This is a genomic window from Syntrophothermus lipocalidus DSM 12680, assembly GCF_000092405.1.
Lineage (GTDB): Bacteria > Bacillota > Syntrophomonadia > Syntrophomonadales > Syntrophothermaceae > Syntrophothermus > Syntrophothermus lipocalidus.
In genome coordinates this window covers 1,442,166-1,460,754 of record NC_014220.1, presented here as the reverse complement: position 1 = coordinate 1,460,754, position 18,589 = coordinate 1,442,166, and the positions used below count along the sequence as shown (strand labels likewise).

The 18,589-nt window shown below is 50.9% G+C and carries 18 protein-coding genes, 1 tRNA gene and 1 other annotated feature; of the genes, 15 read left to right on the top strand and 4 right to left on the bottom strand.

Annotated features, from left to right (window positions below; all coding sequences use genetic code 11):
* Positions 1–42: 42 nt before the first annotated feature.
* Positions 43–1,251, top strand: a complete 1,209-nt coding sequence (locus tag SLIP_RS12085) for a zinc ribbon domain-containing protein (protein ID WP_013175570.1) — start codon at positions 43–45, stop codon at positions 1,249–1,251.
* Positions 1,252–1,339: 88 nt separating this feature from the next.
* Complete coding sequence (locus SLIP_RS06950; RefSeq protein WP_013175569.1) at positions 1,340–1,582, top strand: DUF433 domain-containing protein; 243 nt, start codon at positions 1,340–1,342, stop codon at positions 1,580–1,582.
* A gap of 78 nt (positions 1,583–1,660) precedes the next feature.
* On the opposite strand, the gene SLIP_RS06945 is transcribed toward SLIP_RS06950, so the two are convergent.
* The 3 genes from SLIP_RS06945 to SLIP_RS06935 form a co-directional block, all read right to left on the bottom strand.
* Positions 1,661–2,455, bottom strand: a complete 795-nt coding sequence (locus tag SLIP_RS06945) for a radical SAM protein (RefSeq protein ID WP_242649088.1) — start codon at positions 2,453–2,455, stop codon at positions 1,661–1,663.
* Positions 2,456–2,931: 476 nt separating this feature from the next.
* Positions 2,932–3,007: transfer RNA gene (locus SLIP_RS06940), tRNA-Lys, on the bottom strand.
* Positions 3,008–3,185: 178 nt separating this feature from the next.
* Entirely contained in the window at positions 3,186–3,722 is a 537-nt protein-coding gene (locus SLIP_RS06935) for a hypothetical protein (RefSeq protein WP_013175567.1), read from the bottom strand.
* Positions 3,723–4,053: 331 nt separating this feature from the next.
* On the opposite strand from SLIP_RS06935, the gene SLIP_RS06930 reads away from it, so the two are divergent.
* The 5 genes from SLIP_RS06930 to SLIP_RS06910 all read left to right on the top strand — a co-directional run bounded on the left by SLIP_RS06930 (position 4,054) and on the right by SLIP_RS06910 (position 8,169).
* The gene (locus tag SLIP_RS06930; protein ID WP_013175566.1) at positions 4,054–4,893 is read left to right on the top strand and encodes a DegV family protein; all 840 of its coding nucleotides are present in this window, start codon (positions 4,054–4,056) and stop codon (positions 4,891–4,893) included.
* Positions 4,894–4,915: 22 nt separating this feature from the next.
* Positions 4,916–5,212 carry a phasin family protein gene (locus SLIP_RS06925; protein WP_013175565.1) on the top strand — a complete coding sequence of 99 codons (297 nt, stop codon included), beginning with the start codon at positions 4,916–4,918 and terminating at the stop codon, positions 5,210–5,212.
* Positions 5,213–5,280: 68 nt separating this feature from the next.
* On the top strand, positions 5,281–6,924 hold the full coding sequence (locus SLIP_RS06920) for an ABC1 kinase family protein (protein WP_013175564.1): 1,644 nt from the start codon (positions 5,281–5,283) through the stop codon (positions 6,922–6,924).
* Between the two features lie 223 nt (positions 6,925–7,147).
* Positions 7,148–7,591 (top strand): NUDIX hydrolase, encoded by a 444-nt coding sequence (locus SLIP_RS06915; RefSeq protein WP_013175563.1) that lies wholly within the window; start codon positions 7,148–7,150, stop codon positions 7,589–7,591.
* 32 nt (positions 7,592–7,623) lie between these two features.
* Positions 7,624–8,169, top strand: coding sequence for a macro domain-containing protein (locus tag SLIP_RS06910; protein WP_013175562.1), 546 nt, complete (start codon positions 7,624–7,626; stop codon positions 8,167–8,169).
* Positions 8,170–8,268: 99 nt separating this feature from the next.
* On the opposite strand, the gene SLIP_RS06905 is transcribed toward SLIP_RS06910, so the two are convergent.
* Positions 8,269–9,552, bottom strand: a complete 1,284-nt coding sequence (locus tag SLIP_RS06905; RefSeq protein ID WP_013175561.1) for a serine hydrolase — start codon at positions 9,550–9,552, stop codon at positions 8,269–8,271.
* Positions 9,553–9,752: 200 nt separating this feature from the next.
* On the opposite strand from SLIP_RS06905, the gene SLIP_RS06900 reads away from it, so the two are divergent.
* The 8 genes from SLIP_RS06900 (at position 9,753) to SLIP_RS06865 (ending at position 18,365) form a co-directional block, all read left to right on the top strand.
* Positions 9,753–11,126: a 4Fe-4S binding protein gene (locus SLIP_RS06900; RefSeq protein WP_148216538.1), complete on the top strand. Its 1,374-nt coding sequence runs from the start codon at positions 9,753–9,755 to the stop codon at positions 11,124–11,126.
* Positions 11,123–11,794, top strand: coding sequence for a methylenetetrahydrofolate reductase C-terminal domain-containing protein (locus tag SLIP_RS06895; RefSeq protein ID WP_013175559.1), 672 nt, complete (start codon positions 11,123–11,125; stop codon positions 11,792–11,794). The genes SLIP_RS06900 and SLIP_RS06895 overlap by 4 nt, the downstream gene beginning before the upstream one ends.
* Positions 11,781–12,689 carry a methylenetetrahydrofolate reductase gene (locus SLIP_RS06890; protein ID WP_013175558.1) on the top strand — a complete coding sequence of 303 codons (909 nt, stop codon included), beginning with the start codon at positions 11,781–11,783 and terminating at the stop codon, positions 12,687–12,689. Before SLIP_RS06895 ends, SLIP_RS06890 begins: the two co-directional genes overlap by 14 nt.
* A 326-nt stretch (positions 12,690–13,015) precedes the next feature.
* Positions 13,016–14,020 (top strand): NAD(P)-binding protein, encoded by a 1,005-nt coding sequence (locus SLIP_RS06885; protein WP_013175557.1) that lies wholly within the window; start codon positions 13,016–13,018, stop codon positions 14,018–14,020.
* A gap of 96 nt (positions 14,021–14,116) precedes the next feature.
* Positions 14,117–14,329 (top strand) — a binding site (T-box leader).
* A 65-nt stretch (positions 14,330–14,394) separates the two neighbouring features.
* Entirely contained in the window at positions 14,395–14,901 is a 507-nt protein-coding gene (locus SLIP_RS06880; protein ID WP_013175556.1) for an Lrp/AsnC family transcriptional regulator, read from the top strand.
* Positions 14,898–16,094 carry an aminotransferase class I/II-fold pyridoxal phosphate-dependent enzyme gene (locus SLIP_RS06875; RefSeq protein WP_013175555.1) on the top strand — a complete coding sequence of 399 codons (1,197 nt, stop codon included), beginning with the start codon at positions 14,898–14,900 and terminating at the stop codon, positions 16,092–16,094. The genes SLIP_RS06880 and SLIP_RS06875 overlap by 4 nt, the downstream gene beginning before the upstream one ends.
* Before the next feature lie 107 nt (positions 16,095–16,201).
* Positions 16,202–16,678 carry a hypothetical protein gene (locus SLIP_RS06870; RefSeq protein WP_013175554.1) on the top strand — a complete coding sequence of 159 codons (477 nt, stop codon included), beginning with the start codon at positions 16,202–16,204 and terminating at the stop codon, positions 16,676–16,678.
* A gap of 88 nt (positions 16,679–16,766) precedes the next feature.
* Positions 16,767–18,365: an MBL fold metallo-hydrolase RNA specificity domain-containing protein gene (locus SLIP_RS06865; RefSeq protein WP_013175553.1), complete on the top strand. Its 1,599-nt coding sequence runs from the start codon at positions 16,767–16,769 to the stop codon at positions 18,363–18,365.
* Positions 18,366–18,589 lie beyond the last annotated feature (224 nt).

The following is an 18,589-nucleotide window of genomic DNA, read 5'->3' as shown; positions in this document are numbered from 1 at the left end:
TAAGAACAATCGTGAGTGATTTTGGATAGGGGGTATTTTCATATGTTCTGCCCACAATGCGGTGCCAAGGCTGACACAAGGGCGCGCTACTGTGTGAACTGCGGATCGCCTTTACCGGCCGGGGAAGCGCAAACCTTGGCTGACGAGGCTACTTCCCTCGGGTCTGAGATTGTTACTTCCAACGGCTCTATCAATTCTGGCACACTTGATAGTTCTGGTTCTCCTGAAGTTACAACTTCAGGCCATGACGGCGGGGGCACGACACCTCCTAGGGCTAATGTTTCAGCTGTAGGCTTATTCTTTCAGACATTGCCGTATGTTTTTCTACGCATCATAGCGTACCTGGCATTTGCCCTGGTTTTACTGGTCTTTTTGGGCTTGATGGGTGCCGTAGGGTTACTAACAGCTCGTTTCTTTCAGAGCGCAGGGCTACCGCTCGCGGTAGTTGGGTTGATTGCCTTCATGGGCGCATGGGCACTAGCTGTTTTGGCCCAGAGGTATGTCTTGTATTTAGTAAGAATCGCTCACGTTGCCGTCATCACCGAAGTTGTTACCAAAGGTCGTTTGCCAGAGGGCACTAATCAAGTCGCTTACGGAAAAGAGAAGGTGCTTAAGCATTTCGGTAGTGCGAGCGCCCTGTTTGTGGTTGATCAACTGGTTGCAGGAACGGTGCGGCAGGTTCTCAACTGGCTGACTCAGGCAGCCGGGTGTCTAGCGAACATTCCGGGTTTGGGCCTGATCATTGGGATCCTGCGCCGAATTCTGAACCTGGCGGCTACCTATATCGACGAGGCCGTGATGAGCTATATCCTACGCCGCGAAGACGAAAACGTATACCAGGCGGCCTGCGACGGGGTCGTGCTGTATGCCCAGAGCTGGCGGCAGCTTCTGGGCACAGCCACCTGGTGCGTGCTGATTGTGACCTGTATTTGGGTGGTGAGCTTCCTGTTGATACTTTTCCCCCTCCTGGGAGTGGCTAAGGGCCTAACTCCGGAACCCGGGTTGCAAGCTCTTTATGGTTTTGTTGGACTATTGGCCGCGTTCGTTCTGGCAAACGTAATAAAATGGGCCTTGATTGACCCTATAGCTACTGTTGGAATGGTACTTACCTACAATCGGGCTATTCAAGGGCAAGTGCCATCTCATGATCTGCGGGCTACTATCAACAGCGTATCCGGTCGATTCAGGGAACTCGTGCACAAGGCCACCTCCACTCCTCCAGGGGATTCCGGACCTCCGGTAAGTGGGTAACGGGAGAATTTACTTCCCAGATGCTCAACGTCTTGTGTATTGCTTACGGTCGTGGTAGTATGGAACCGCGAAGGAGGGATAGGAAGCAATGGACAAGTACCACGGTTTGGTCGTCTCGGACCCAAGAGTGATGATGGGCAAACCGGTGATTGCCGGGACACGCATTACCGTGGAGCTTATACTAGAAAAGCTGGCCGCAGGCGAAACGGTGGAACAAATCTTAGATGCCCACCCTCGGCTTACCAGGGAAGCGATCCGAGCCGCTCTGGCCTTTGCAGCTGAGGCCTTACGGGCGGACGTTGTTTACCCCATAGGTGAGACGTCCAAATGAAATTCTTTTTTCGGGCTTCAGGGCACTTGCTGCCAAATGTACTCTGGGTAATTTCTCTAAATCCTGTCTCCCGAGGCCTTACCAGAGCGAAAACATCGCCCGATCCATTCGGAGGGCACGGGCGAACTCGACTACGTGGGCGTATTCTTCACGGCGGATCCTGCGGGCGAGCTCCGGATAGTGCGAGGTCCTATACGCTGGGTGGTACTGAGCCATGATATTGACGACGGTGTTAGGAGATATATCTTCAGCCAAGAACTTAAGGACAGCTTCCGAATCGGCCAGGTTGTTTGGAAGGACCAGGTGCCGTACCAAGAGTCCTTTTACCGCCAATCCTTGGGAATCGAATCTAAGATCTCCAACTTGGCGGTGCATTTCCCTGATCGCGGCCTTAGCGACATCGAAGTACGAGCGGCACCCTGTGTATTTTCGAGCTTTTTGATTGTCGGCGAATTTGACGTCTGGCATGTAGATGTCGATGATGCCGTCCAATAGTTTCAAGGTGGCTACATCTTCATACCCACCTGTGTTGTAAACCAGAGGAACCGCCAATCCTTTGGGCACTGCCAGACAAACTGCCTCCACGATCATGGGAATAACGTGGGTGGGTGACACTAAATTGATATTATGGCATCCCCGACGCTGCAGGGAAATCATTATGTCTGCCAGGGCTTCGGTTGTTATTTCTTCTCCTTCTCCCAACTGGCTTATTTCAAAGTTTTGACAAAAGACGCACCTCATTACGCAGTAAGTGAAGAATATGGTTCCAGAACCTTTAGATCCTACGAGAACGCTCTCTTCGCCGAAATGGGGACCGTAGCTGGCCACAACGGGGTTAGAGCCTGTACGGCAAAAGCCCCGTTCTCCCGCCACGCGGTCCACTTCGCAATGGTGGGGGCAGGTATTGCAGCAGCGAAGGCGGCTTTTAAGCTCCTCAACCCTGGCCCGCAACTCGCCGGTACGGTATAGGTTTAGGTATCCGGCAGTAAACAGCTCTTTCTTGCTAATTTCAATCAGCCCCTTTAGAAGTAAGTACTATAACTATTATTTTTTACCCTGTGAGTCCAGCAGATCCGAGGTTATTTTTAAATCGGCTTTTCGAGAAAGTAGCTGTTATTCCCAGTCAATCTGCCGGCAACTTGTTTTGGGGAAGTTGAAAGCATCGCGTGAAAAGGTGTCAATAGAGGAATTCTTCGACTATTTCCTTGAAGGGAGGTGTTGCCGGTGACGAGGCTTAATTGTCCTCATAAAAAATCGCCTCCATTTTCCCATGAAGGCGACTTTTTTGATAACAGGTTACTATACATATCTTAACTCCGTGTTAAACACACAAAGCCTATTGTTGGAATTGGTGGGCCATGAGGGAGTCGAACCCCCAACCTTGTGATTAAGAGTCACCTGCTCTGCCAATTGAGCTAATGGCCCACACCACTAAGCTGCAGAGACAGTATATCATAAAGGGATAATTCTGCGCAAGACCGTGTACCTAACTTTGTGTTTTACTAATATGTGTTGCCGGCACCTTGCTACAGTTCAATCAAAGCGTTTTTCGGAACGTGGACTGCCTCGGTGTTGCGCCAAATCACTACGGGTTAGTAGCGGTTTAGTGTCCTGGATCCCGGCTAACCACTATTCTGGTCACCACGCCGTCCTGGCAATGAAAGGTTATGGTTCCTTGGCCATATGACCCGTAAACCAAGTCGTAGTCGACATCGTTTCCTTCCAGCATAACCTTTGAATAGTGCTCCCCATAGGCCTGAATAACTTTATCAATTCCATCACCTATTTGGATTCCCCGGGCAGTATAAAAACCGGGACGGGTAGTATCGAAAATCCACACCGTATCCTGCTTTTTAGGGAATCTGAGGCGGAAATCTCTGCTTGGCGGCTCATACACGGTGCTCATTCCCAAGAACCGACCTTTTCCAAAGTCCCTTTCTACCCTGGTCAGGGTATCGGTTCCGACTCGAATAACCGCTGTCCCGTTTCTGATCGAAAAATCGTTTTCGTGTAGCTGTAGAGCTTCTTGGGCGTATTCTACGTGGGCTGTCGGGCTGGACAAAGTGATGCATAGCCCCGCTATCACTGCTATGAGCAGCAAACCGACAACCAACCAGCCTTCTCGTTTCCGGGTGTTCATTGCTTGCCTCCTATCGTGAGTTTATATAGTGCTTCGCCGCGGCAAAGGGCGATTCCTTCACTACCAGAACAGAACTTGCTGGAAAATCGGAGAAGGCACCGGAGAAGAAGGTATTTATACCCCGGGGGTCTAATGTCTAATATACAAACCGTATACTGAGAAGCTGATCCCAGGTTATCATGGGAGGGGTTGCTTGTTCTTTGGTGGGAATTATAACGATCTACCGATTACACATTGTAATTGACAGACTATGGGTATTGGCGAATAATTTTTAGTAGTGTCAGTGACTCCCGGTTCTGCCGTGGTTACGGGAGAGGAGAGGGGTAGAGATGTGGCTATTGTCGTGGTTACCGATAGCACCGCTTATCTTCCTCAGGCAGTAATAGATAGTTACCGAATTAAAGTGGTTCCGCTGAACGTTACGCTGGGGATGGAGGTTTTTAAGGAGGGAACAGTTTACTCCAACCGCGAGTATTACCGGCGTCTCCGATCGGAAAAAATCTTTCCTACAACGTCTCAGCCTTCTACCGGTGATTTTTACGAGGCGTTTTCCCAGACTGATCCAGGGGATACTATACTGGGTATTTTTATTACGAGTAAGCTTTCGGGCACTGCTCACACGGCGGAAATGGTCAAGGGGATATTTCCTGACCGTAGGATTTTTGTGGTGGACTCACGATGCACTGTCCTGGCCATGGCGTTTCAGGTATTGAGGGCATGCGAGATGGTGAAGACAGGCTTTGCGATAGAGGACATCCTGGATGAATTGAAGAGGATACAGAGCCGTTTCGGCATATACTTTATAGTCGATGATTTGGAATATCTTTTTCGAGGCGGTAGACTGAGCAGGGTTGGGAAGCTGGTCGGCAATATACTGCAGATAAAGCCAATACTGTTCATTTCTCTTGCTACTCAAGGGGCCATTCAAGTTTACGACAAGGTTAGGACCAAGATCCGGGCTTTGGAAAGGATAGTAGAGGATTTCCGGCGGAGACTCGAAAAAGGGTTGATTGAAAAAGTGGGTGTTTGCCATGTCGACTGTCCAGAGGACGCGGCCCACCTGCAAGCGCGAATAGAGGCTTTGTGGGGGGCACCCGTACCGGTATACGAAGTAGGGCCGGTTATAGGGTCACACGTAGGGCCGGGTGCGATGGGAATATGTTATTACTAGTATTTTAGAGAGGGGTGGCACTGTGAATTGGTTGCGTAAGGCTATGTTTTTAGGGCTGGGAATGCTGTGCGTTGCTAAGGAGACAAGTGAAAGGATTATCAACGAACTGGTAGCCAAGGGCGAGGTCAGTGAAGAGGAAGCTAAGAAGTTTGTGGACGAGCTTTTGCAGAAAGGAGAAGAATACCGCCAGGAGGTCAAGGGGTTCATTCGCCAGGAGGTTGAGAAGCTCAGGGGTGAGCTGGGATTGGTGACCAAGTCTGAGATCGACGAGATTAGGGAGCGATTAGATACTCTCGAGAGAAAAGTTGAGAGCCAGTGAGGACGGACAGCTATCTGTCCGTCTCTTTTCTATTCTTTTATCGGTCGATGCGGTAGGGAGGTAAGTAGTTGAGAATCAAGCATTTGAATCACATGCAGCGTTACCGACAAGTGTTGAACATACTGGGTCGCCACGGTTTCGGGTTTGTGTTTGACCGCCTGCCTGTCAGGAATAGAAAGTCTAAAGAAACGCGGAAAGACACGTACCTCACAGGCCCAGAAAGATTACGTTCGGTTCTAGAACAACTAGGTCCTACTTATGTGAAGCTTGGGCAACTCCTCAGTACCAGGCCTGATCTGATACCGGCAGAATACATAAGGGAGCTGGAAAAACTGCAGGACAGCGTGCCTCCTTTTCCGTTTAAGCAGGTGCAACAGGTCTTGGACGAAGAGGGGTTGAGGACGGAGGATGTTTTTGCCTCTTTTTCCGAGGAGCCACTGGCTTCTGCCTCGATAGGACAAGTCCACGAAGCGATTCTAAAAACCGGAGAAAAAGTGGTGGTCAAAGTACAACGCCCGGGGATCGGCAAAATCATTGAGAACGACCTGGAAATCCTCTATGAACTGGTCGGGATGTTGGAGAAGCACACCAAGTGGGGGCGACTGTATCAGCTTACCGACATACTGGACGAGTTTGCCAATGCCCTGCGCAAGGAAATAGACTTTGCCCAGGAAGGTCGCAACGCTGATAAGTTCAGGGAGAACTTCCGTCAGAATGCAAACGTGCTTATTCCCAAGGTGTATTGGGAGTACACTAGCCGCCGGGTGTTGGTATTGGAGTACATCGGCGGGGTTAAAGTATCGGAGTTTGAGCAGCTGATACGGGCTGGTTTTGATCTGAAGCGAGTTGCAAACCACATTGTGGAGGCTCTTTTCCAGCAGATATACGAGCACGGGTTCTTTCACGCTGACCCGCATCCTGGAAACATTGCCATTGCTCCAGGAGAGAAGGTCATATTCTATGACTTCGGTCAGGTAGGGACTGTGGACGAGGTGTTGATCGAAAGGTGCATGGACCTGGTCATGGCCATGGTCCGTTACGATGTAAACGGGGTTACACGGGCTTTGCTTCAGGTAGGTATTGCTACCCGTCACGTTAACCGGGAGGAATTACGACGGGACGTGTCTCGCCTGCAACAGAAGTATTACGGAATGCCCTTTTCCCAGATTCACGTGGGAGAAGCCCTGGGGGAGTTGGTGCAACTGTCTTTCAAATACCAGGTAAGGGTTCCGCCCGAGCTTTCTTTGATGGTTAAGATGATGATGACCATCGAAGGGTTGTTGAGCCGCCTGGATCCCGGTCTCAGCGTTGTTGAAATCGCTGAGCCTTACGGGAAGGCTATTCTTAAAAAAAGGTTTTCTTTGGACCGTATCAGGCAAGAGGCTTCAGAAGTCTTACTGGATCATTATATGGCTGCCCGCAACTTGCCCCGAGAAATAGAGTCGATTATGAACATGTTGGAAGAAGGGGAACTGAAGCTGAAGTTGGAACACACTAATCTGAACAGGGTACAGACGGTGCTCGATATCATATCGAACCGTATTTCCCTTTCAATTATTATCGCCTCGATCATAGTCGGGAGCTCGCTGATAGTTGCGGGCAACCGAGAAGGCTTTATCCCCGGAGTGCCATTGGTGGAGATCGGTTTTGCGACTGCTGTTGTGTTAGGTTTGTTTTTGGCGTACTCGATATTGAAAAGTGGCAGGTACTGAGTCAGGGCTTGTTGTTAAGCATTACATTTTCCCTCGGAAAGGGCCTTAATCAGTAACAGGCGGGACAGGGGAGAGCGTTATCGAACCTGGTGCTTTTGTTGTGGGCAAGCTTAATGCGAGCCCTTTTTTATGGAGACACGTGTGGATTTTCGACGGTAGCTCCGGGATAGTTTGAGGGTGTATCATAAAAATTGAGGGACTTTACGAGGGGGATGCGGTTGCTTTGATTAAGATAGGGGTAGGAGCCTTGGTGTTAGATGAAAACAGGCGAGTGGTTCTGGTTAAGCACGGCTACAGGAGTTACTGGTACGGGAGGTGGATTCTTCCGGGAGGGATGCTTGAGCCGGGCGAAACCTTGGTCGAGTGTGCCCGGAGGGAGGTGAGAGAAGAGACTGGACTGGAGGCTGAAATAGGGGACCACCTCATAACCTTCGAGCGCGTGGTTAAGGATAAAGACGGCGTCCGTCTACATGTCGTTTACATCGATTTTTGGGCTTATACTTCTTCCCGTGACTTGGTTCCTGGGGATGATGTCAAGGAAGCGATATGGGTTCCGGTTCAAGAGCTGAGTTACTACTATCAGGAGTTGCATCCCGACACCCGCGTCATACTTGAAAAAGCGGGGTTTATAGACAGGGGTGGGATACCAGGCCGTATGCTGAAGTGACGTAAATTCTACTGAGGGAAGGGTGGTAAAGGGTGGTTTCTTGGCAGATTGGAAATAACGTGCTGGAAATCGTACAAGGGGATATCACCGAACAAGATACGGATGCGATTGTAAATGCTGCTAATTCCCGGCTCGCACCGGGGGGAGGAGTCTGCGGTGCGATTCACCGGGCCGCAGGTCCAAAGCTGGCCATGGCTTGTGCTCAGATCGGCGGCTGTCCCACCGGGGAAGTGAGGGTGACTGAGGGCTTCAATCTGAAAGCCAAGTATGTTTTTCATGCCGTAGGTCCGGTTTACCGGGGAGCACCTGAAGATGCCGAGCTCTTGGCTTCCTGCTACCGGGAGAGTTTGAAAAAAGCCGTGGAAATGGGTCTTGCCAGCATATCCTTTCCTGCCATCAGTACCGGAATTTTCGGGTACCCGATACGGGAAGCTGCAGAGGTAGCCTTGAACTGCATTGCCGAGTTTCTTCGGACCTGTTCCGCCGGGCTTAAGGTTCGCATGGTCCTTTTCAGCAAACCGGATTTCGAGGTTCACCGCGAGGTGCTACATCATTTAATGTCAGGCCGAGAAGGATAAGGAGAGAAGCAGCACTTATACAGGAGAGTGGAAGTAAAACTAGCGTATTTGATAACGTGAACTGTTTCAACCGTGGCAGAGGGCAGTCGATAACGGGCGTCATCTGATACGCGCGGTCCTTGACCTGCTACTGACAGATCTACCTCTTGCCCTTTGACGGTTTTTAGCCACGGTTACAAGAACCCACAGGACGGCAAAGGCCAGGCTCAGGCGCAACCACCAGCCGGCCAGCCCCGGGGGAGGAGCGGGCCAGGCCTGACGGTTGACTACCGGCACCTTGCCAACCACCTTGCCCTTTTCTTTGAATATCATTTCTCCAACCTGAGTTCCTGAGGGGAAAGGACCGTGAACTGAATTCAGGTGCAGCTCTCCCACCGGGTTCGACTTGGTTCCTGTACTCACGACTATGGTCAAGTCTCTGGCAGCCACGAGGTCAATCTTCTTATTTTTCTCGACTTGTAGCACCGAAACCAACTGGTTCTTTTTGGCGAGTCGGAGGCATTGAAAATGGCTGAACCCGTAATCCAGCAGAGCTATGGCATCTTGTTCGGCTACGGATCCGCGCGGTTCGTCTAGGACAACCGCTATAAAAGACTGGCCATTGCGGGTAGCTGAAGCGATGAGAGTGTTGCGGGCTTCAGTCGTGTACCCGGTTTTCACCCCGTCTGCTCCCGGGTATTTCCACAACAACTTGTTTTGATTAATCAAGGTAGTTTGCCAGTCTTGACCGTTCCAGGGACGGGTCTTGGTGGCCACTATTTTTCGGAAGTCCGGGTTTTGCAATGCAGCGCGGGCAATCACGGCCAAGTCCCGACTGGTAGTGTAGTGATTGGGGTCAGACAACCCGTTAGGGCTTACAAAATGAGAATTTCTGGCCCCGAGAGCAGCCGCTTTCTCGTTCATGAGGCGGGCAAAGCCTTGCTGTGAACCGCCAAAGTGTTCTGCTATAGCCAATGCAGCATCGTTGCCGGAATTCAAAAGCATTGCATATAGGAGGTTCTCGAGGGTTGCCTCTTCACCTTCTACCAGGTATACCCTGGTGCCTTCTACCCGGGGCGGGTTAGGGCCCACCTTTATCTTATCGTTCAAGTCCCCTCTTTCGAGAGCGATTAAAGCAGTCAATACCTTGGTCAGACTTGCTGGAGCCATGCGCTGATCAGGATTCTTGGCCCATACGATCTTACCGGTAGTAGCTTCCATCAGCACGCAAGAAGGAGCCTGAACCTGAGGATTCTCGCTGGCCAACGCGAGTTTGGGATCGAAGCCCAAACTCAGAACCAAGCAAATCAATAAAACGCCAAAAGGGATGGTTCTCACTTTGCATGGTTGTTCGACCCTGAAAACAGTTTCATACTTGAAGAGAAATCGAATCCGGCCCAACATTTCCCGTTACGGACTCCTTTCTGATAACTGGTGTCATGCCGGTGCGCGGCTCGTTTAATTATAAAGGTTGATGACAAGGGTTGAAAAGCCAGTTTGTGAATATTCTCATATTGCTTGCCCGCTAGGAACGCTTGTTTTATGATTATATAAGCTAACATCCAGGTGAGGCGATACCATTGGGTTACTATGAAGAACACAAAGTGAACCCAAGAGTGTTGGTTTGGGGTGGCAGCCAGCGGGCGGAAAAGCTCGCCCGGGCCATAGCCAATCAGCAGCCCGTGGTTTGGGCTTATCGAAAGCCTGTGCCCTTTTCAGGGAGAACTGTCGGGATTCAGACAATATGGGACAAGGATTTGGCCTATCTCAAGGGGAAAATAGGCCGCTTTACTGTGGGCTTGAAAGGGACGGAGGTTGAAGGGGTAGAGGTAGGAGCGGTGATATTAGTTCCGGATCCATCCCGACCGGTGTTGAATTTTCCAAGCTGTCATGAAGCAGCGGGCTACTCGGTCTTGGTTGCCCTTATGGGGGTATCCAGGAGAACATATTCGGAAGCGTTGCCTGAAGTGCTGAAACTGGCCGAGAGAAGCCGGGTATGGGTGGTAACCGATGATATTCAGACAAGTTTCGACGGAGGAGAAGACCTGTATACGGAAGCTCGTCGCAGGGGAGTCGTTTTCGTACGCACAGATCGGGTTCCGTCAACAATTCCGATACCAGGGCTGGGGAGAAGGATTGAAGCTACGGTTTTTGACCGGGATTTAGGGCGTGAAGTGTGTCTGGAGGCCGACTTTTTGGTAGCTCCGGTTTGGGTACTGGGCGATGACATGTCGGTATACTTCAGTCGGTTGGGTTTGATGGATTTTGACTGGGGCGATTACCCAGGAGGAACCAACCGGGAAGGAATATATATCTTTCCAGACCCGGAGGGGTTCATGACTGAGGCGGAGGAAGAGACCGTTATCCAAGCCCTGGCTGCGAAAGTAGCAGTACTGGCCCGGGGGCGTATGCGGGGGGAGAAACGGTTCGAGATAAATGCAGAGCGGTGTGCATATTGCCTCACCTGCTACCGGAACTGCCCGCATATGGCCATAGAGTTTCGGCGGGATGACCGGTACGCAAATCTTTATGGAGAAGCTTGTTTCATAGATGATTTGTCTTGTCGGGGTTGCGGGCTCTGTTACGCCTTATGCCCGGCCCAGGCGATAACTGAGATTGGTACGGAATCCCTGCCAAAAGCGAAGCCGGCGATACTGGCTTGTGAAAACGCGGCGGGGCTAGTTTTGAAACAAGCGGGGACAAAGTACGAATACCAGCTGTTCCCTTGTGCCGGCGCTATCGGCGAGAACGAGATGCTGCGAGTTCTGGCGGCCAACGGCGGGAAAAGGGACCTTTGGATAGTGACTTGCATTAAGGACAAGTGTGAGCACGGGCATCAAGACATGAAACTCCGAGGCAGAGTAGAAAGGCTGAATAAACTGCTGGCGAGACTGGGGATTGAGGCCCGGGTAAACCTGATGCGAATGTCGGCCGCGAACAGCCTGTCTAGGTTTGGGGTAACGGGGGAGAGAACATGATTGTCGGGCAACAAAAACCGGTGGAGGATTTAATCGCAAAACTGCAAGGCTATCACAGGATACTGGTCTTGGGATGTGGCGGGTGCGTAACTGTTTGTCAAACCGGAGGGGCCAGGGAAGCGGAAAAAATGGCCCACCTTTTGCGGATGGCATTGGGCCCAGACATCGAGATAGAGTGGGACAGTGTCGCTCGCCAGTGCGAGTATGAATTTTTGGATCCGGTGCGAGAAAGGCAGGAATCGTTTGATGCCGTTTTGTCTCTCGCCTGTGGGGTTGGGGTGCAGGCATTGGCAGAAGTCCTACCTGTGGTACCGGTCATACCTGGGTTAAACACGGTTTTTGCCGGGATGCCGGTGGCCGACGGGGTGTGGGAGGAGCGATGCCAGGCTTGCGGTGACTGTATCCTCGACCTAACCGGAGGCATCTGTCCGGTAGCTCGGTGCTCCAAGAGTCTGCTCAATGGTCCCTGTGGTGGTTCCCAAAACGGGAAATGCGAAATATCGGATACGGTAGATTGCGCCTGGCAATTGATATACGATCGGTTAGAGCGGCAGGGACGACTGGAGGTCTTGGAAAAACTGGTATTGCCTAAAAACTGGTCTAGGAGTCGGGATGGAGGCCCGCGCCGGATGATGAGGGAGGGGGTGGAGCCGCATGGCGAGGAGTAACTTGGAAAGAGTCATAATTGGCGGCCATTTCGCAGTAACAGCCGAGATCGGCCCTCCCAAAAGCTGTAACGCGGATTTCGTTCGCAAAAAGGCCAGGGCTCTGAAAGGGTATGCGGATGCTTTTAACGTTACCGACAACCAGACTGCCATCGTGAGGATGTCGAGCATCGCTGCCGGAGTAATAATCCAGAGCGAGGGGCTGGAAGCCGTTATCCAGATGACCTGTCGCGACCGTAACCGTATTGCCCTTCAGTCAGACGTGTTGGGAGCCGCTGCCTTGGGGATAAAGAATATCCTTTGCTTAACCGGGGATCACCAGAGTTTTGGCAACCACCCGGAAGCCAAGAACGTTTTTGACCTCGATTCCATCCAGTTGTTGTATGCGGTAAGGAACATGCGAGATCACGGACGGTTCATTTGCGGGGAAGAAATGAAGGTGCGCCCGGATATGTTCATAGGATGCGTAGAGAACCCTTTTGCCGACCCTTTCAAGTTCCGGGTCATCCGGCTAAAGAAGAAGGTGGAGGCAGGGGCCGAGTTTGTGCAGACCCAGTGCGTTTTAGAGATGGGGCGGTTTCGCGAGTTCATGAAGATGGTGGTTGAACAGGGGCTTCATGAACGGGTCGCGATACTGGCCGGGATCATGCCGATAAAATCCGCGAAAATGGCCAGATACATGCAAAAGAACGTGGCCGGCATGATGGTTTCGGAAGAGATCTGCCGGCGATTGGAAGAGGCGAAAGATGTGGAAGAAGAGGCTATAAGAATTGCGGTGGAGCAGGTCCAAGAGGTCCGTGAGATTCCCGGGGTCAGGGGTGTACACCTCATGGCTGTGGCGTGGGAAGAGGTTATACCGGAAATAGTCAGCAGAGCGGGGCTCTACCCGCGTCCGTAAGTAGAACCACAGATGGACACAGACCCGGCACTCAGCTCAAGCTTTGATAGATGAATATCGTTATCGAGAGAAGCTGGCACGTTGCACAATTTCGGCCAGCTGAGTGCCGGGCTGATATGCACAGATGGGCTTACGCTCACAAAAACATTTCTGGTTGTTTATTCTTGTAGTGTGACACAGCGAAGGGCGTCCTGAGAGTTTTCTGTTTGAAGCAGGCTACCCGTACAGATCGGTCAAAGGAATAGCGAAAAATAATAATAAATCAGTGTTAATCTGTGGCTATCTGTGTTTATCTGTGGCTAGAAAAAGGTTTTAGGTGATTGCGTATGCCGGAAGTGCTCATCATAGGAGGGGGAGTGGCCGGGTTGGAGGCTGCTCTTACCCTGGCCGAGCATGAAATCGAATCGGTTATAATTGAGAAAGAACTCCGCTTGGGGGGCAAGGCTTCTTTATACAACTGCAAGGCGGTTGATGGTGTGTGTCAGGCCTGTGGGGCCTGTCTTGCCGGGCAGAGGGTTCGGGCAGTGGAGGAACAAGAACTGGTCAAGGCTCTAGTCGCTGCAAGAGTGGCCGGGATGAGAAATTTACAGGACGGCCTTGAAGTAGACGTGGAGACTCCAAACGGACGTTTGACCTTTCAGGTACGAGGCATCATCGTTGCGGCAGGAATTGACACTTTTTCCCCAGCACTGCGGGCCGAGTTCGGTTATTCCCACCTGCCAGGGGTGGTTACCGCTCTGGAAATAGAGGGCATTATCCGCGAATCCCCGGAAATTCTGGGGGAAAGCCCTCGCTTGGCCTTTATTCAGTGCTTTGGGTCGAGAGAAGTAGGAGCCGGTGTTCCGTACTGTTCGCGAGTATGTTGTTTATATGTACCCAAGCTGGCGGGGCTCGTGAAGGGGGAGCTACCTGGGAGCCGCGTCGATATATATTTCATGGACCGGCAAAGGTATGAGGCTTTGTATCGGCCGAAGACCTCATTTTGCACCCATATTCGGGCTATGCCGTCTAAGGTTCACCTCATGGGTAGTAAGGAATTGGAGGTTATCTATGATGACCCCGAGACCAGAAAACCGACAGCAAGAAGGTATGATTGGGTAGTATTGTGTCCGGCCCTGGTTCCTGGGAAAGACCTCCCAAGCTTAGCGTCGTTGTTAGAACTTGGAACCGGCCGGGGCGGGTTTTTGCAGGTTGGAGCGGGAGGTACTACTAACCGAGACCGGGTCTTGGCTGCCGGTGCGTGCACGGGTCCCATGTCCATAATAGAAAGCATTGCTAGCGGTCGCGCTGCTGCCGGAAAGATGGCTTCCGAGCTGAGGCGACAGAGATGACTGAGAAAATTTAGGCCCGGGGAAAAAGTTTTTTTACCTGTTGACGGTACAAGCGGCCAAGTGTTAGTATTAATTTTAACATTAGAGCAGAATACAGCTATCACGATGAATGGGAGAGTAGTCGGCAAACCTTCATCCCAGAGAGCCGGGCCAGGTGAGAGCCGGTATGAGGTTGCAGATGAAAGCCCCCCAGGAGTGCCGGTGAAACCGGGGTCAAGGTCAAGCCGGACGGCAGCCCACCGTTAAAGGGTAAGAGCGGGCTTGTATGCCAATCAGGGTGGTACCGCGGGAACAACTCTCGTCCCTTGTCCGGATGAGAGTTTTATTTTTTATAGAGGGGTCGAGACGCATCGATCAAGGAGGTAACAAGTAAGATGAGCGTTGAGCGCGACAGGGAGATCGAACGTAAGATACTGAAACTGTACGAGAAGGACGCAACTGCCAGCCATCAGCGGATCGCGACCATGTTAGGTGTGTCCGAGGAAGAGGTAAGCGAGACTGTTGCACGGTTGAAGAAGGAAAAAATCATTCTCGGGTACAACGCAGTCATAAATTGGGACAAATGGGGAGACAACGGGGTAACAGCCATGATCGATGTTAAAGTCACCCCGGAACGGGGGGTTGGTTTTGACAGCATCGCGGAGAGGATTTCTCGATTTCCGGAAGTGAGATGCGTGTATTTGATGAGTGGGACTTATGACCTTTCGGTGGTAGTGCACGGCGAAAACTTAAAAGACATCGCTATGTTTATTTCCGATAAGCTGGCTCCTTTAGACGGAGTCCAGAGTACCGTAACTCACTTTGTTCTCAAACGCTATAAACAGGACGATTTCTTGCTGAGTGATGAAGAAGAAGACCGGAGATTGGTGGTGAGCCCATGAAGAGCATGAAAAAGTATGTTGCCGACACTGTAAGTTCGATTCCGCCTTCAGGTATCAGGCGGTTCTTCGACCTGGTTTCGCAGTCACAGGGGGTTATTTCATTAGGGGTAGGAGAGCCCGATTTCGTCACCCCTTGGCATATCAGAGAAGCTTGCTGTTACTCTTTAGAAAAAGGTTATACCATGTACACATCTAACCAGGGACTGTTGGAGTTGCGGGAAGAGATTGCAGCCTATATGTATCGGACCATAGGTGTCAGGTACGATCCTGAAGAAGAAATACTGGTGACCGTCGGGGTTAGCGAAGCGGTGGACCTGGCGTTAAGAGCCTTGATTAACCCGGGGGACGAGGTCTTGATACCGGAGCCTTCTTACGTGTGTTATGGTCCGATTACCTCTCTGGTTCACGGCAAGCCAGTAATGCTAAAGACTACGGCCGAAAACGAATTCAGGCTTACGCGCGAACAGTTGGTGGCTGGCCTGAGCCCGCGGAGCAAGGTTTTGGTACTCCCGTATCCCAACAACCCCACCGGGGGCATCATGGGATGGCAAGACCTGGCTGATCTGGTAGACGTGATCGTAGACAATGATCTCATAGTGGTGTCGGACGAGATTTACGGCGAACTGACGTACAACGGCAGGCATGTATCCATAGCCTCGTTACCCGGTATGAGAGAAAGGACCATCGTGTTGAATGGTTTTTCCAAGGCTTTTGCCATGACCGGGTGGAGAATAGGTTACGCTTGCGGAGACGGTGACCTGATAGCGGCCATGAACAGGATTCACCAGTACAGCATGCTGTGTGCTCCTATCATGTCGCAGATGGCAGCTATCGAAGCTCTGCGTCACGGTGAACATCAAATGAGGGAAATGATTCAAGAGTATGACTACCGGCGCAGAGTGATAGTGAAAGGTATGCGCGACATCGGCCTGGACTGTTTTGAGCCGCGGGGCGCCTTTTATATTTTCCCCTCGATTCGGGGAACCGGCATGAAAAGCGAAGAATTTGCCGAGAGGCTGCTGATGGAAGAAAAGGTAGCGGTAGTTCCGGGAAACGCTTTTGGCGAGTCGGGAGAGGGCTTTGTCCGTTGTTGTTATGCTGCGAGCTTGAATAACATCGAGGAGGCCATTGAACGGATGGGCAGGTTCGTGGAAAGGAACAGGATAAGGGCAGCCGAATCGGGGCGGAGATAAGTCGAATGACCTTGAATAGTGCGAGATAAATGTGATATTAGACAGGAGGATTACCGGCTAAACAGATAGAACCCCTCTTAGTGTAAAAAGCAAAGGGGGTTCTATTTATGTTCTTAGAAATGAGTGCCCAAGAAATAGCTCTTCTTTCGAAGTTCAATCTCCTTCACCCTCAGACCAAGCAGGAGATTCAGGAGTACATGAATTACACCCTTTTCAGACAGTACCAGCGTGAGCTTTACAATGCGTTGCTTGCCAGCGCTGCTATCAGCAACGGGCTGAATCAGATCGTGCGCATGTGTGAGCGCGAAGAAACCGATGCCGAAGAGATTTTAACCAAGCTAAAACAGGTGAAGTTCTATTTTTATCAAACATACGAAAGAGTAAAGACTAAATATGAAGGAGTACTCGTGGCCATACATGCTGAAGACAGCCTGCTTGATTTGGGGAGGATTGGATTTGAAAATATTTTGGAAGCCATATACTCTAACGACAAGCAACAGGTGAGAAGAGAGACCGAAGAGTTTATAGGAATGTTGAGAAAACTGGCCAACCGCGGTGACAAAAGAAGGATAGTAGCCGTTTGACGTTGAAAACACTATAAGAAAACCAAACAGGCAGGTTGAATGCTTAGCAGATGAGAATACTGCCTACCTAGCAGAAGGAGAGAAGCGGATGAAGCTGAGGTTTTTGGGAGCGGCGCGAACTGTAACCGGTTCTTTTTTCTTTATGGAAGTGAACGGCATAAGATTTGCCATAGATTGCGGCATGTTTCAGGGAGGCAAAGAGGTAAGAGAAAGGAATTATCAGAACTTCGTAATAAATCCCAGAGATCTAGAATTTTTGATCCTTACTCACGCTCACATCGATCATTCCGGTCTTATTCCCAAATTGTGCAACTTAGGGTTCAAGGGTCCCATTTATTGCACGTACGCGACTGCAGAACTGGCAAGTATCATGCTGCCCGACTCGGGGCATATTCAAGAGATGGAAGTCGAGCGAAAGAATCGTGGTTTGACAAGGGCAGGGAAACCGGTTCTGCGTCCTATATATACCGTGGAGGAAGCTGAGAAGTGCTTATCCCAGTTTAGACCTGTCAACTACGACGAAATGATTTCTCCGGTCAAAGACATTCAATTCCGGCTGCGGGATGCCGGACATATTCTGGGGTCGGCATTGGTTGAGTTGTGGGTAACAGAACCACAAGGGACTATTAAGGTGGTCTTTACCGGGGATATAGGCAGGGTAAATCAGCCTTTCGTAAAGGATCCAACTCCCATCGAAAACGCGGACTACCTGGTTATGGAGTCTACTTACGGGAACCGTTTGCACCAGCAAAACTTTGACCGGCAGGATATGCTGAGAGAGGTCATACAGTACACGATGGCTAAAGGAGGAAATCTCATAATCCCGTCTTTTGCCGTCGAGCGGACTCAGGACCTCCTTTTCGATTTAAGCGTTCTCTACCAGAAAGGGGAACTCTCACCTGATATCCCGATCTACATAGACAGTCCTTTAGCCATTGCTGCTACGGAAATATTTAGAAAAATGGTGGCAAGTTGGGACGATGAAACCAGGCTTATGCTTTACCAGGGTAAGGACCCCCTGGATCTGCCGAATCTCAAGTTTTCCCGTACCGCCCAGGAGTCAGCCAGGTTAAACGAGACGTCGGGGGGGACAGTCATTATTTCCGCTAGCGGGATGTGCGATGCCGGACGAATAAAGCATCACCTCAAGCACAACCTATGGCGGCCGGAGGCCACTGTACTGTTCGTGGGGTACCAGGCTGAGGGCACTCTGGGTCGCCGGATTCTTGATGGCGAAAAGCTGGTTCGCATTCATGGAGAAGAAATAGTGGTGAAAGCCGACATCAGGGTGATAGAGGGTTATTCTGCGCATGCTGACCGCATAGGCCTCCTTTCGTGGCTCAAGCATTTCAAGAACATGCCAAGCGGTGTTTTCCTGGTACATGGCGAGGAGGATGCACTGCTATCTCTAGCTGAAGCGGTTCGGAAAGAATTAGGTCTTCGGGCTGCAATACCCAACTGGCTTGACGAAGTGGAACTTGTTCCTCGGGTGGAAAGCAAGGCAATGGGGGTTGAGGCAGGACTGGCGGACCAGAAAGAGCATCTAAGCGAGGCTCTACAGGCAGAGGAAATGTACCTCAAGGTCAGGTTAAAACTAAACGAAATGTTCCAGCAACACTGGCAAAGAGGAGATTACCAGAGCATAATCGAGTATCTCAGCAAGATAGATAACACCTTTTCCACCTGAGTCCTCCGGGTACGGGCATGTTTTCTCGGTGTCTTCGATGTTGCCGGTGATTATTGGCTCGGGCGAAGGGGGACTGGTCATTAGGCGAATAAATTTAACGAAAGTCATGGCAGACAATGGGCGATTAGGAACCAATCACACAGCTGAATTTTGTCTTTTTTTGTAGCTATTCTGCGGTTGTTGGTACATGTCTGCTGTGCTATAATGCACCTACCCAGACATAA